Origin of the sequence: Marinobacter salexigens (genome assembly GCF_002806945.1) — a bacterium.
Taxonomy (GTDB): Bacteria; Pseudomonadota; Gammaproteobacteria; order Pseudomonadales; family Oleiphilaceae; genus Marinobacter; species Marinobacter salexigens.
Genome location: NZ_NIHC01000003.1, coordinates 512,702 through 525,093, shown reverse-complemented (window position 1 = coordinate 525,093; position 12,392 = coordinate 512,702). Strand labels below are relative to the sequence as shown.

Here is a 12,392-nt window from a genome sequence, read left to right as displayed (position 1 = left end):
TAGATTTTCAGGAATGGAATTAAACGGAAGTTGGTATGACAGGGGCGCCCCTGAACAGATTGTATGATTCGTTGTAAAAACTGATGCTGGCCAGATCGAGCAACCGGTGTAAATAGAAGTCCGGAAAAACAGGAGCCAGTTAGAGTGGGTACAAACGTTCGTAGGGCAAGAGCGATAATCATCCACCTTGGCGGGCAATGTCAAGTGTACTGACCAAATTAACGCCAACTTTCGGCGTAAATGCCTATATGAAGGGACTTATAGCCTCCCCCTGATGGGTTACTCCCTTCCATTACCTTGCTCTGAAAGGGATACTGATATCCAAAATTCCCCCTGTGATTCTCGGAGTACCTTGCCATGAGCACTGAACCCACGAACGAACTCAAACCCCTCAACATCGCGATTCTTACGGTCTCCGACACCCGCGGCTATGAAGAAGACTCCTCCGGTCAGTTTCTCGAAGACAGTGTTGTGGAGGCCGGTCATCGGCTGGTTTCGCGGCGTATTCTGCCAGACGACGTTTATCTGGTGCGGGCAGCGATGTCATCCTGGATTGCAGATTCGGACATTCAGGTAATTATCATCACAGGCGGCACGGGCTTTAGCGAGCGCGACAGCACACCGGAAGCGGTTGCGCCTCTGCTGGACAAGGCCATTGAAGGCTTTGGCGAAGAGTTCCGGCGTCAATCCGCTTTGGAAATCGGCAGTTCCACCATTCAGTCCAGAGCCTTTGGCGGGCTGGCGAACCACACCGCAATTTTCTGCCTACCCGGTTCTACGGGAGCCTGTCGCACTGGCTGGAACGGCATTCTGAGCACCCAGCTGGACAGCCGCCACGGCCCCTGCAACTTCTCAGCTCTGGTTGGGCGCAAGCCGGTACGTGCTGTTGAACGCCTGCAACAGGTTATTGGTAAACTCGCCACACGCTAATTAAGAACACGGAGACATTCATCATGGCAGCCAACCTGACACCGGTTGATGAGGCTATCGCTCACCTGCTGAGCAAAGCACCGGTGATTACGGAAACCGAGCTTCTCCCCCTGACAGAGAGCCTGGGCAGAGTGCTGGCGCAGGATTATCGTGTGCCAGCGGATGTTCCGCCAGCGGATAACAGTGCAATGGATGGTTATGCTTTGCGCGCCGCAGATTATGCGCAGAGGCAGCCTCTGCCAGTATCTGCCCGAATTCCGGCTGGTTCGCCACCCGGGACGCTGCAACCCGGAACAGCCGCCCGCATCTTCACCGGCTCCGAAATCCCGGCTGGTGCAGACACTGTTGTCATGCAGGAACGGGTTGAGGTTACAGACAATGGCATTCTCATCGACGGAGAAGTGAAAGCTGACCAAAACATTCGCAGGCGCGGCCAGGATCTTGCGGAGGGCAGTTTGGCCCTGGCAAAAGGTAGCAAGATCCGGCCCCAGGAAATGGGCCTTCTGGCATCCATTGGTGTCGCCGAAGTTAATGTAGTGAAAAAGCTGCGAGTGGCGATTCTCTCAACAGGCGATGAACTTGTGGAGCCGGGCCTTCCGCTGGGGCCTGGTCAGATATACAACTCCAATCGCTTCACCCTGCTTGGGCTTTTGGCCGAGGCAGGTTGCGAGGCAGTGCTGTGTGAGACACTTGGGGATACACGCTCAACTACCCGAGAAACCCTTGAGCGCGCAGCTACTGCAGCCGATCTCGTTATTACAAGTGGCGGCGTTTCAGTCGGTGAGGAAGACCACGTGCGAGCGGTACTGGAAGAATCCGGCCAGCTGTCTCTATGGCGCATGGCGATCAAGCCCGGCAAGCCGCTGGCGTTTGGCTCGATCAAGGGCACACCTGTGTTCGGCCTGCCCGGCAATCCCGCCTCGGTCCTGGTAACCTTTCTGATGGTGGGTATGCCTTATATTCGCACCTGCCAGGGGCGCTTGCAGGTTCATCCTGTAGGGCAACAGGTACCCGCTGCCTTTAATGTGACCAAACCTTCCGTGCGCCGTGAGTTCCTGCGGGCGCGGACGGAATCCGTTAACGGCAAAATTCAGGTTTCTGCTTATACAAACCAGAGCTCAGGCATGTTGAGCTCTGCATGCTGGTCCGGTGGGCTGGCAGTGGTTCCGGAACATGCGTTGATAGCAGAGGGAGACCTGCTAACCTACTATCCATTTACTGACTTATTGAGCTGACATGACTGAACAAACCCTGACCGTTCGTTTTTTTGCCCGCCTCCGGGAGGAATTAGGTACGGAGCAACTCACAATGCCGGCAAACGAGGAGCAGACTGCTGGCGACCTGTTGGCAGAACTGGCCAGCCGAGGTGGACCCTGGGCACAACTGCAAGGTAGCCAGCCGGTGATGATTGCGATCAATCAGGCCATGGTTAAACCCGCTGCAGTTGTGAAGGCCGGCGATGAGGTGGCTTTTTTCCCACCGGTAACCGGGGGTTAGTATGATAAGCATCCAGACTGAAGATTTTGATACCGCCTCTGAGTATACCGCGTTGCGTGATAGTGGAGCGGGTACCGGAGCTATTGCTACATTTACCGGACTGGTGCGCGACCATGGCGATACACAGGATGTGTCGGGGTTGTTTCTGGAGCACTACCCGGGAATGACGGAACAGGTGATTGCAGGGCTGATTGAAGAGGCTTCCCGGCGCTGGGATGTGCGTAAAGCACGGGTGATCCACCGGGTTGGCAGATTGTTACTGCGAGAACAGATTGTGTTTGTCGGTGTGTGTAGCGCCCACAGAGCAGATGCATTTGCGGCCTGCGAGTTCATTATGGATGCCCTGAAAACTTCGGCGCCATTCTGGAAGAAAGAACTCGCTGAGGATGGCGAGCATTGGGTGGAGCAAAAAGCTTCAGATGTTGCTCGTGGTGAGGCTTGGGACAAGTAGTCCCGAACCTCACTCAAGCCAGAGAGATACAATAACGGATAACCCCCGCACCTTCTTCCCGTACCCATTCAATCCTGTGCCCAGCTATATCACACAGCGCCTGCAAATCCTTACGTGCTGTAGGGTCATCCGCCAAGAACTCGACCAGTGTCCCGCCAGCCAAGCCCTGAACCCGCTTTTTAAAGCGTAAGACGGGGAGAGGGCACACCAAACCGACAGCATCGATCTGGTGTGTGTCTGATGGCTTAGTCAAGGCGAACGCTCGTTGCGCTGCTGCCTTGCTCGGCCGATGACCATCCGAACTGGCCCAGAACCACCGGCGCGGCGAAGGCAATCAGCAAGGAAGCGGCAAATGCCCCAATCATAACTTTCACGAATTCTCTCCTTTACCTTGCTTGGCTTCGACCTCGGCTACCCACAAATCGTGATGCTGTCGCGCCCATTCCACATCAACCTGACCACTGCCCATGGCATCAAAAGCACCCTCCATACCAACGGTGCCAATATAGATGTGGGCAATAATGGCCAGCATCATGGCGAAAGCCACGATAGAGTGCCAAAGATTGGAATACTGCATTTCTTCATGGGGTGTCAGAACCGTGGCAAAGTCTGTTCCCAATACGCTGTTTATGATGCTGAATGTGTCCGCAAACATCGGTATTTGGAACGGGAACAGCAATGACAGGCCAGTCAGAGAGACCGAGAAGCCCAACACCATAACCGTCCAGAACACGATCTTCTGGCCGGCGTTGAACTTCTTTGCTGAAGGATGGGATTTGGTAAAAATACCGCCGCCCGCCTTGATCCACTGCCAATCCACTTTATCTGGAATGTTGTGGGCCACCCACATGAAGAACGTCATCACCAGGCCGAGCATAAAAGACCAGGAGATGTTGTTGTGAACCCACTTGGAGCCTGCAGCCAGAGTCGCGAAGGCATCGGGCCCTATTACGGGAATCAGAAAGCTGCGGCCCATCAGGGTAATGAGCCCGGTTGTCGCCAAAGCAATAAACGAACCGGCCAACAACCAATGGCCAAACCGTTCAATCGCTTTGAACCGTTCAATCGTGGTACCTGCAGGGCCACCTTCGATCATGATCTTGCCGCGAACAAGATAAAACACCACCAGCAGGGCGATAAACCCCAGAAGCGCGCCGCCACCGTAGGTGATGAGCGGCCCCTCTCGGAATTTAAGCCACCCCATCCCTCCATCCTGGATAAGAACGTCTGCCGCTGGCCCACGAGCCTGCGTATTGGCATCAAACTTGTTATAGCGGATGGAGCGGTAGGTGTCTGAGATAGAAACCCCGCCCCGCGTACCTAATTGATCGGTAGCTGGCGCTGCATTGGCTGGATCGCCCAGGTTTTCAGAACGGAATGCCCCGTCAACTTTCAATTTCTGCTGGCGGGCCATTATATCTTCCAGGGTTTGAGCGCCCCCGGTCGCTGTTCGATCAACTGCGGGGACATCTTCCGCCCAGACAGAGTTGATTGACAGTGTCGCCAGAAAAAAGACAGCGACACCCAATAGTTTTAAATTCATGTGAGCACTCCAAGGGAATCAACAAGAAGAATTCTTTGCCCGAAAATGCTCCGGGGCCAAAAGGCCCCGGAATACTCAGGCGATCTTATGCACCCTTCTTCTCGTAAGCTGTGCCCCATCCCCAGGCGCCCGAACCGAAACCACGGCTCACCACACGCTGGCGATAGATGTCCGCCACCTCATTGCCGTCACCGGCCAGCAAGGCTTTGGTTGAGCACATTTCCGCACAGAGAGGCAATTTTCCCTCGGCAATGCGGTTGCTTCCATACTTGGCGAACTCAACGGTTGAGTTGTCCTCTTCGGGACCACCGGCACAGAAGGTGCACTTATCCATCTTGCCCCGGCTGCCGAAATTGCCCGCTTGCGGGAATTGGGGCGCGCCGAAGGGGCAAGCATAGAAGCAGTACCCACAACCGATACACAGATCCTTGGAGTGCAGAACGATACCGTCTTCGGTCTGGTAAAAGCAGTCGACCGGGCAAACGGCCATACAAGGCGCGTCTGAACAGTGCATGCAAGCTACCGAGATCGAACGCTCGCCTGGCTTGCCATCTTCGATGGTAACCACACGGCGACGGTTAATACCCCAGGGGACTTCGTTCTCATTCTTACAGGCCGTAACGCAGGCATTGCATTCGATGCAGCGTTCGGCATCGCAAAGGAATTTTGCGCGTGCTTGTCCATTAAGTGACATGGTCTACACCTCTTGTTATGCCGGCATTATCGAACACAGGGTGGCTTTGGTCTCTTGCATCTGCGTGACCGAGTCGTACCCGTATGTTTGAACAACGTTCGTAGATTCACCCAGAACATAGGGATCAGCGCCCTTGGGGTATTTATCCCTCAGCGATTTACCTTCCAGGTGCCCGCCGAAGTGGAACGGCATGAAGGCAACGCCTTCGCCGACACGTTCGGTGACCAGGGCCTTGACCTTGATGCGCCCGCCTTCAGGCCCGGCTACCCAAACGTCATTGCCGTCGCGAATGTTCAGGTTGTTCGCATCCCGCGGATTCACCTCAATGAACATGTCCTGCTGCAACTCAGCAAGCCAGGGGTTGGATCGCGTTTCATCGCCACCACCTTCGTACTCGACCAGTCGGCCGGAGGTCAGAATGATGGGGAAGTCTTTGCTGAAATCCTTCTTCTGAATGGACTCATACAAAGTCGGGACCCGCCAGAAGGTCTTGTCTGCATAGGTTGGGTAATCCGCAACCAGGTCGCGACGCGTGGTGTAGAGCGGCTCACGATGCACGGGCACCGGATCCGGGAAATTCCAGACCACAGTACGCGCTTTCGCATTGCCGAAAGGTGCACACTCGTGCTTGATGGCGACGCGCTGAATACCCCCTGAAAGATCGGTCTTCCAGTTGGTTGCGGGACCAGCCACAGCGTCAATGCTGGCCCGCTCCTCTGCCGTCAGGTCACCGTCCCAGCCCAGATCCATCAGCATCTGCATGGTGAACTCTGGATAGCCGTCCTTGATCCCCGAGTTTTTCGAATAAACGCCTTCTGCCAGCAGGTTTTCGCCATTGCGCTCAACACCAAACCGGGCGCGGAAGGTGAGGCCGCCCTTGGATACCGGCAAGGACATATCGTAGAGATTCGGCGTGCCCGGGTGGTTCATTTCTGCAGTGCCCCAGCAAGGCCATGGCAAACCGTAGATATCGCCATCGCAAGGCCCGCCATTTGCACGCAGGGTGGTCCTGTCGAAGTGGTGCTGGTACTTCATGTGCTTCTTGAGACGCTCAGGTGATTGTCCCGTATAACCAATGGTCCACATACCCCGGTTGAATTCACGGGTGATATCCTCGATCACCGGCTCATCGCCTTCAATGGCAATGTTGCGGAACATGCGATCGGTGAAACCGAACTTGTCCGCAAACAGCTTCATGATCTCGTGGTCAACCTTCGAATCAAACAGAGGCTCAACCACCTTCTCGCGCCACTGAAGTGACCGGTTCGATGCGGTTACCGATCCGATGGTCTCGAACTGAGTGGTCGTTGGCAGCAGATACGCGCCATCTTTTCGGTCGTGCAACACGGCCGAAACGGTGGGAAAAGGATCCACTACAACCAACAGGTCCAGCTTTTCCATAGCTTCTTTCATTTCAAGCATACGGGTCTGGGAGTTGGGTGCGTGGCCCCAGAGGACCATGGCACGGGTATTGTCCGGCTGGTCAAGGTTTTCCTTGGCCTCCAGAACACCGTCAATCCAGCGAGATACCGGGATACCCTTCTCGTTCATCATGGCTTTGGATTTGCCGTTTTTGTCCCACACGGCAAACCGGCCTTTCAGCCAGTCTGTATCTTCTTCCCAGACACGCATCCAGTGGGCCCAGGCTCCCGCGCTCAGGCCATAATAGCCAGGCAGGGTGTCGGCCAGAACACCCACGTCGGTGGCGCCCTGCACGTTATCGTGCCCTCGGAAAATGTTGGTACCGCCACCAGACGTACCCATATTGCCCAGTGCCAGCTGCAGAATGCAGTAAGCGCGGGTGTTGTTGTTACCGTTGGTATGCTGGGTACCACCCATGCACCAGATCACCGTACCAGGGCGGTTGTTGGCCAGGGTACGGGCGACACGTTCAAGCTGGGCACCCGGCGCACCGGTTACGCGCTCGACTTCTTCCGGATTCCAGCGTTTTACTTCTTTACGGATCTCATCCATCCCCCAAACCCGGGTGCGGATAAACTCCTTGTCTTCCCATTTGTTCTCAAAGATGTGCCAGAGCAGGCCCCACACCAACGCAACGTCTGTGCCCGGCCGGAATCGGACAAACTCATCCGCATGAGCTGCGGTGCGCGTAAAGCGCGGGTCACACACGATCAGGGGTGCGTTGTTCTCTTCCTTGGCTTTCAATATATGCAGCAGCGACACCGGATGCGCTTCGGCGGGGTTACCCCCGATAACGAAGATCGCCTTGGAATTATGGATGTCGTTGTAAGAGTTGGTCATCGCACCATAGCCCCAGGTATTAGCTACGCCTGCGACCGTTGTGGAGTGACAGATCCGGGCCTGGTGATCAACGTTGTTGGTCCCCCAATAGGCCGCGAACTTTCGGTAAAGATACGCCTGCTCGTTGTTGAACTTGGCACTGCCCAGCCAGTAGACGGAATCAGGCCCGCTCTCTTCGCGGATCTGCAGCATCTTGTCGCCAATTTCATTGATCGCCTGATCCCAGGGAATCTTTTGCCACTGGCCATTGACCATTTTCATGGGGGATTTCAGGCGCCGCTCACCGTGAGCATGCTCACGGACTGACGCGCCCTTGGCACAGTGAGCACCAAGGTTGAAGGGGCTATCCCAGCCTGGCTCCTGCCCCGTCCATACGCCATTCTGTACTTCGGCCTCAACGGTGCACCCTACAGAACAGTGCGTACACACTGATTTTTTGCGAACGACTTCACCACCTCCGGTCGTTGGGGGTGCAGCTTCAACCCTCCCCGACGTCAGTGATAAAGCCGCCATGCCACCCACTGCGACACCGGAAGCCGTTAAAAATTGACGGCGGTCCAACGTTTTTGCAGTGAGCGATGAAAGCAAAGAGCCTGCACGGGGGCCTTTCGCTACCCCGTTGGTCTTCTTCCTTAACATGTCACTTACCTCTCTCGTTATTATTCTCGTTTTTGCTGGAGGTGTGGTTATCCAAGAGCATCACGCAACCTTGAATAACTCACGCTTCCTCAAAAGCGAGCCGATTCGAAATACTTACGTGTGTGTTCAGTGTCACGCAGGCCACGACTTTTCGGTACGTTTTGTTTAACGACCTCGGCCGCAGCGTTCGGTGCAACCGCCATTGCAACAGCAGCCGGAGCTGCAGTCGCTGCCATTTTCAGGAAACGGCGACGGCTGTTTTCACGCTTCGGGTTGTCCATAGGACACCTCCCCATGGGTTAAGGGATCGTTCAGATCCCGGTTACTCAATTGCAAAGGCATCTGATTCTACAGCCATGAACGCTCGCCCCAGCGAGCCCACAGGACCATAGAAGATAGCACTTTGCGCTTGCTCCAAATCAGCGAAAAACAAGGCTGCCCACTTTGCCAAGTGTGCATCAAAAAAGGCTTTCTGAGACGGCAGATCACTGTCACAGGGGAATTCGCCGGCAATGATACCCGCCATGACCTCACACAAGGTGCCAATATGATCTTCGGGTTCTTTTACATCACTACGGGCTTTTATGCCCCTGGCCATAAGATCGGTGCGCAGATCCGCAAGAGGCTTTTCGTTCAAAAAACCGGTGAGGTAATAACTGGCGTACGGAAGCAGCTCGCCACGACCGAGCCCCACAAACAGGTTGTTGTACTCACGCTCTGCATCATAGGGATTGGTGCGCTCCGCAAGCACTGACAGGTTTTTTGACGCCGCGCCCAGAGTAGTGTCGTCACCCTGCAAAGCGCCCAAACCTTGCAACAACTCGCTCGAAGGTGGTCCGGTAAGCAAGACCCCCAAGAGCTGATAGATCTGGGCCCGTGCGCGATCTTCTTCGGTGACCGAACGCGGGCACTGAGTTTCCGCCGTGTTGTTCAAACCGTGTTCCTTTAATTATTTTGTACAGCCTGAGCTATCATTCTAGTACATGCACAGGCATCGTGTGGATACTTTGCTCTCGTTCGCTTTTAGCAGAATCGGTCTCCGTTTAACAGTGAAAGCGCATACGGGGACGGAAGCGAGGCGCCTGGCCTTCTTCCGGTTGAGCTGGTTCGCTTTTCTCATGGCTCACTTCAGGGCGCTCCGGCTCGCCACCAGCACCTGCTTCAAGGGGAGCGTCTGATACCGGGGTTTCAGCGACCGCTGGAGGCCTGACATTATCCGTCGTGCCGGCAACTTCTTCGGTCTCACCTTCAACCTGCCCATCGAGCTTTTTGGCTCTGTCAATGAAGCCTTGCCCGACCTTGTAAAGGGTCTTTGCGCCTTTAATCGTCAGGCCGGCGTCCGTGAAATCTTCGTCGTAGTCATTAAGGCCATCCAGCACCGCCAGCACAGGGTTCGACCTCCATAACGCCCGAAGAGCCTTGCGGCGCAATAATTCTGGAATCTCTTTCTGCATGAAACCGGTAATGTCGGTGCCCAGCACAATGCTGTCCGGATCAGGCAGCCCATACTTCACCAGAACCTCCTGCTCCGGCAAAGCCTCATTAACTGCAAGCTCCTGCGCTTCAGGAGACGGCTCCGCCTCAACAACCGGAGGTGTCGGAGTTTCCTGCTTCCTGGCAGCTTCGGCTTTTTGGCGCGACCAGCGCTGCAGGCGTGACTCGGTCATTACTGAAGCCTCGTCTTCTTGATGTTAGCGGGCGCGCGGTAAACATCGCTCGCCTGGCGGATACGGGGGTCCCCTTTGGCGTCTTCAGCGCCATCAATTCGTACTTCATTCCGGCGGCGCTTCTTGAAGGGCTCTTCGATATAATGCATGTCAATAAACTCCTTGATCCATGCCGCAAGGGACTCCGGAATCGTAACCGCCTCGACAATACTTTCGCCGCTATCAAGCGCGTCCAAGGCTTCGTGGGCGCTGGCGGTTATGGTGCTGACAATCCACCCGGAGGGCGATTGGCCCGTGACATCTTTATCCATTACGATCCACACCGAAGGCGCCGCCATATTCAGGGATACCAGATAACCCTCTACATCGGCACGGAACAGCTCCATAGTAACCGTGCCGGCATGGTAATCGACTACCTCCCCCTCACGAACCAACTCTTTCCAAAATGCGTCCGGCGCACCCGGTATTACAGCCACCGGCGTCCAGATATCACGTGCCCAGCGCGTCACCCCAGGAGTACGGCGCACAACCGCGCCTACCTGCAATTCGCGTCTCCAATGATCTGTCCGACTACTCATGGCAATTCTCGTTGTTATCTTTCAGCCCCAAAATAGCAGGGCCACAAATATTATCCAACTGTCCAAAAGTAAATGGCTGTGGCATGCTCAGCGAGTAAATCTGACATGTGCATTTACAAAAACAACGTAAGAGTCAAACTCCTGATGACGGCAAACAAGACACTGCTTTTATGCAGTTGTGACAAAACTCAGACTTTCAATCCGGAAGCCCTGCAGAAAGCAGCTGGCGCTGAGCAGGTGATCACCGTGGATCAGCTGTGCGGAACAGAATTGAACGTCGCCGCTGAACATCTGGGCACAAACAATGAAGTGCTCATTGCGTGCGGCCAACAATCAGCTTTGTTCGAGCGCCTGTCCGAGGACGTGTACGCCGAAATTAGCCATGCAGCGCCTCTTCATACGATTGATATCCGGGACAGAGCTGGCTGGAGCGCTCCCGATGCAAAACCGGAGCGCCAGCATGCCAAGCAGGCTGCACTGATTGCTGCCGCGCAACTGCCCGCCCCCATGGCACCGGCAAAAACCACTCAATCCAACGGTGTCTGCTGCATTGTCGGCCCCACCGAGCAAGCCATCAGAATGGCCGAGCTGGTCCAGGACGATCTGGGCGTCACTTGTATAGTTAATGACGCAGGGCCAATTCAACTGCCCTCAGCTGCTTACGATGTTGCAAAGGGCAAGCTGACAAGCGCCTACGGTGCGCTTGGCAACTTCAAACTGGAGTTCTCCCAGCTGCAGACCCTGAATCCGGCCGGGCGAGGTGAGCTGGGCTATGGCGAAGTCAAATCCACCGCCCGCAGCGAATGCGATGTATTTATTGATCTGAGGGGTATGGCCCCTGCATTCCCGAGCCATGAGAAGCGCAACGGCTATTTCTGGGCTGACCCGAAGAAAACAGGCGAACTGGAACGCATTGCTCTGACTGCCCGGGAACGGGTAGGTGAATTCGAGAAAACCGTATATTTCAGACTGGAAGAATCCCTGTGTGCACACTCGCGAGCCAGCAAGCCCGGCTGCACACGCTGCCTGGATGTCTGTTGTACAGAAGCCATTTTTTCCGCAGGGGATCACATCCAGATCGATTCAGACATTTGTGCAGGCTGCGGAGCCTGTGCCGCGGTCTGCCCTACTTCCGCGATTACCATGAACGAAACCTCGTTCGAAGGAATCACCAAAACCGCGGAGGTAATGGCAAAGGTCTACCGGGAACACACCAACGAATCTCCGCGCCTGGTATTCCATACTCTGGATACAGGTGCTGAGGCCATTGCCAACCTGGCGCGATACGATGACGGGCTGGCAGATGACCTGCTGCCAATCGGGCTCGAACATATAGACCGGGTTGGCCATGCCGAAATAATGGCGGCATTTGGCGCCGGCTATGCCGAGGTACTCATCCTGGCAGACAACCAGCTGGATGAGCGGATGGTGGCGGCGGAAGTTGAGCTGGCTCAGGCCTTGCTCCAAGGCACCCAAAACTCGCCAAGCCGAGTGCGGGTTATCTCTGCTATAGAGCTCTGTAATGCAGGTGAAAATGCCGCGCGAGTGAGCGATCCGATCCTGCTGGTTGGTGGTCGTCGTGACATCACACGAGTCACCGTTGCCGCCATGTCAGACAAACTCGAAGAACCGATCCCACTCCCAAAGGGTGCCCCATACGGTGCGATCGAAATTGATTCCGACAAGTGTACGCTCTGCCTGGCCTGCGTATCACTATGCCCCACCGGAGCTCTCGGTGATCATGGGGAAAGGCCTGAGGTTCAATTTACAGAAAACGCCTGCGTACAGTGCGGCATCTGCGACAGCACTTGCCCGGAAACAGCCATCACCCTGAAACCCCAACTGGATGTATCCAAGGCGGCATTGAGCCCCCGGACACTGCACAGTGAGGAGCCTTTTGAGTGCATTAGCTGTGGTACGCCGTTTGGCGTTGCGAGCACTATCAACCGCATCATCGAGAAGCTGGAAAACCAGCACTGGATGTACAAGAATTCTGACAATGTTCAGCTCATCAAAATGTGCGACGACTGCAGGGTCAAGGCTCAGTTCCATGGGGACAGCGCCCCCATGGCGGGCGGTGAGCGGCCCCGGATCCGCACCAGTGATGACTATCTGGACAGTTAAAAATAAC

At 55.4% G+C, this 12,392-nt stretch carries 14 protein-coding genes; 5 read left to right on the top strand and 9 right to left on the bottom strand.

All coding sequences use genetic code 11. The features are described 5' to 3' along the window. Nucleotides 1-357 precede the first annotated feature (357 nt). Genes moaB through CDH47_RS07360 form a run of 4 tightly spaced genes read left to right on the top strand, consistent with a single transcriptional unit; the run spans nt 358 to nt 2,878 of the window. Complete coding sequence (gene moaB, locus CDH47_RS07375) at nt 358-930, top strand: molybdenum cofactor biosynthesis protein B (protein ID WP_100639202.1); 573 nt, start codon at nt 358-360, stop codon at nt 928-930. A gap of 20 nt (nt 931-950) precedes the next feature. Further along, entirely contained in the window at nt 951-2,165 is a 1,215-nt protein-coding gene (locus tag CDH47_RS07370; protein WP_100639201.1) for a molybdopterin molybdotransferase MoeA, read from the top strand. A gap of 1 nt (nt 2,166) precedes the next feature. Next, the gene (gene moaD, locus CDH47_RS07365; RefSeq protein WP_100639200.1) at nt 2,167-2,427 is read left to right on the top strand and encodes a molybdopterin converting factor subunit 1; all 261 of its coding nucleotides are present in this window, start codon (nt 2,167-2,169) and stop codon (nt 2,425-2,427) included. A gap of 1 nt (nt 2,428) precedes the next feature. After that, a complete protein-coding gene (locus tag CDH47_RS07360) occupies nt 2,429-2,878 on the top strand; it encodes a molybdenum cofactor biosynthesis protein MoaE (protein WP_100639199.1) in 450 nt (149 codons plus the stop codon). A gap of 13 nt (nt 2,879-2,891) precedes the next feature. On the opposite strand, the gene CDH47_RS07355 is transcribed toward CDH47_RS07360, so the two are convergent. From CDH47_RS07355 to CDH47_RS07320, 9 genes are all read right to left on the bottom strand, one after another. Then, a complete protein-coding gene (locus CDH47_RS07355) occupies nt 2,892-3,131 on the bottom strand; it encodes a sulfurtransferase TusA family protein (RefSeq protein ID WP_100639198.1) in 240 nt (79 codons plus the stop codon). Continuing rightward, the gene (locus CDH47_RS17775) at nt 3,124-3,252 is read right to left on the bottom strand and encodes a hypothetical protein (RefSeq protein ID WP_275667847.1); all 129 of its coding nucleotides are present in this window, start codon (nt 3,250-3,252) and stop codon (nt 3,124-3,126) included. Before CDH47_RS17775 ends, CDH47_RS07355 begins: the two co-directional genes overlap by 8 nt. Then, entirely contained in the window at nt 3,249-4,421 is a 1,173-nt protein-coding gene (locus tag CDH47_RS07350; RefSeq protein ID WP_100639197.1) for a formate dehydrogenase subunit gamma, read from the bottom strand. The genes CDH47_RS17775 and CDH47_RS07350 overlap by 4 nt, the downstream gene beginning before the upstream one ends. 85 nt (nt 4,422-4,506) lie before the next feature. Beyond that, on the bottom strand, nt 4,507-5,115 hold the full coding sequence (gene fdh3B / locus CDH47_RS07345; protein ID WP_100639196.1) for a formate dehydrogenase FDH3 subunit beta: 609 nt from the start codon (nt 5,113-5,115) through the stop codon (nt 4,507-4,509). Nucleotides 5,116-5,130: 15 nt separating this feature from the next. Next, nucleotides 5,131-8,016, bottom strand: coding sequence for a molybdopterin-dependent oxidoreductase (locus CDH47_RS07340; RefSeq protein WP_100639195.1), 2,886 nt, complete (start codon nt 8,014-8,016; stop codon nt 5,131-5,133). Between the two features lie 89 nt (nt 8,017-8,105). Next, a complete protein-coding gene (locus CDH47_RS07335; protein ID WP_100639194.1) occupies nt 8,106-8,297 on the bottom strand; it encodes a twin-arginine translocation signal domain-containing protein in 192 nt (63 codons plus the stop codon). A 41-nt stretch (nt 8,298-8,338) separates the two neighbouring features. Further along, on the bottom strand, nt 8,339-8,950 hold the full coding sequence (locus tag CDH47_RS07330) for a TorD/DmsD family molecular chaperone (protein WP_100639193.1): 612 nt from the start codon (nt 8,948-8,950) through the stop codon (nt 8,339-8,341). A gap of 109 nt (nt 8,951-9,059) precedes the next feature. Beyond that, nucleotides 9,060-9,683, bottom strand: a complete 624-nt coding sequence (locus tag CDH47_RS07325) for a DUF3306 domain-containing protein (protein ID WP_100639192.1) — start codon at nt 9,681-9,683, stop codon at nt 9,060-9,062. Further along, nucleotides 9,683-10,261, bottom strand: a complete 579-nt coding sequence (locus CDH47_RS07320) for a DUF3305 domain-containing protein (RefSeq protein ID WP_100639191.1) — start codon at nt 10,259-10,261, stop codon at nt 9,683-9,685. The genes CDH47_RS07325 and CDH47_RS07320 overlap by 1 nt, the downstream gene beginning before the upstream one ends. 144 nt (nt 10,262-10,405) lie before the next feature. Here CDH47_RS07320 and CDH47_RS07315 point away from each other — a divergent pair, with 144 nt between their 5' ends. Further along, complete coding sequence (locus CDH47_RS07315; protein ID WP_100639190.1) at nt 10,406-12,385, top strand: 4Fe-4S binding protein; 1,980 nt, start codon at nt 10,406-10,408, stop codon at nt 12,383-12,385. The last annotated feature ends 7 nt before the right edge of the window (nt 12,386-12,392 follow it).

What these genes read in the sequence shown, in the direction of transcription:
- moaB (WP_100639202.1), top strand. Translation starts at nt 358, where the DNA reads ATGAGCACTGAACCCACGAACGAACTCAAACCCCTCAACATCGCGATT.
- CDH47_RS07335 (WP_100639194.1), bottom strand. Translation starts at nt 8,297, where the DNA reads ATGGACAACCCGAAGCGTGAAAACAGCCGTCGCCGTTTCCTGAAAATG.
- moaD (WP_100639200.1), top strand. Translation starts at nt 2,167, where the DNA reads ATGACTGAACAAACCCTGACCGTTCGTTTTTTTGCCCGCCTCCGGGAG.
- CDH47_RS07315 (WP_100639190.1), top strand. Translation starts at nt 10,406, where the DNA reads ATGACGGCAAACAAGACACTGCTTTTATGCAGTTGTGACAAAACTCAG.
- CDH47_RS07340 (WP_100639195.1), bottom strand. Translation starts at nt 8,016, where the DNA reads ATGTTAAGGAAGAAGACCAACGGGGTAGCGAAAGGCCCCCGTGCAGGC.
- CDH47_RS07325 (WP_100639192.1), bottom strand. Translation starts at nt 9,683, where the DNA reads ATGACCGAGTCACGCCTGCAGCGCTGGTCGCGCCAAAAAGCCGAAGCT.
- CDH47_RS07360 (WP_100639199.1), top strand. Translation starts at nt 2,429, where the DNA reads ATGATAAGCATCCAGACTGAAGATTTTGATACCGCCTCTGAGTATACC.
- fdh3B (WP_100639196.1), bottom strand. Translation starts at nt 5,115, where the DNA reads ATGTCACTTAATGGACAAGCACGCGCAAAATTCCTTTGCGATGCCGAA.
- CDH47_RS07320 (WP_100639191.1), bottom strand. Translation starts at nt 10,261, where the DNA reads ATGAGTAGTCGGACAGATCATTGGAGACGCGAATTGCAGGTAGGCGCG.
- CDH47_RS07350 (WP_100639197.1), bottom strand. Translation starts at nt 4,421, where the DNA reads ATGAATTTAAAACTATTGGGTGTCGCTGTCTTTTTTCTGGCGACACTG.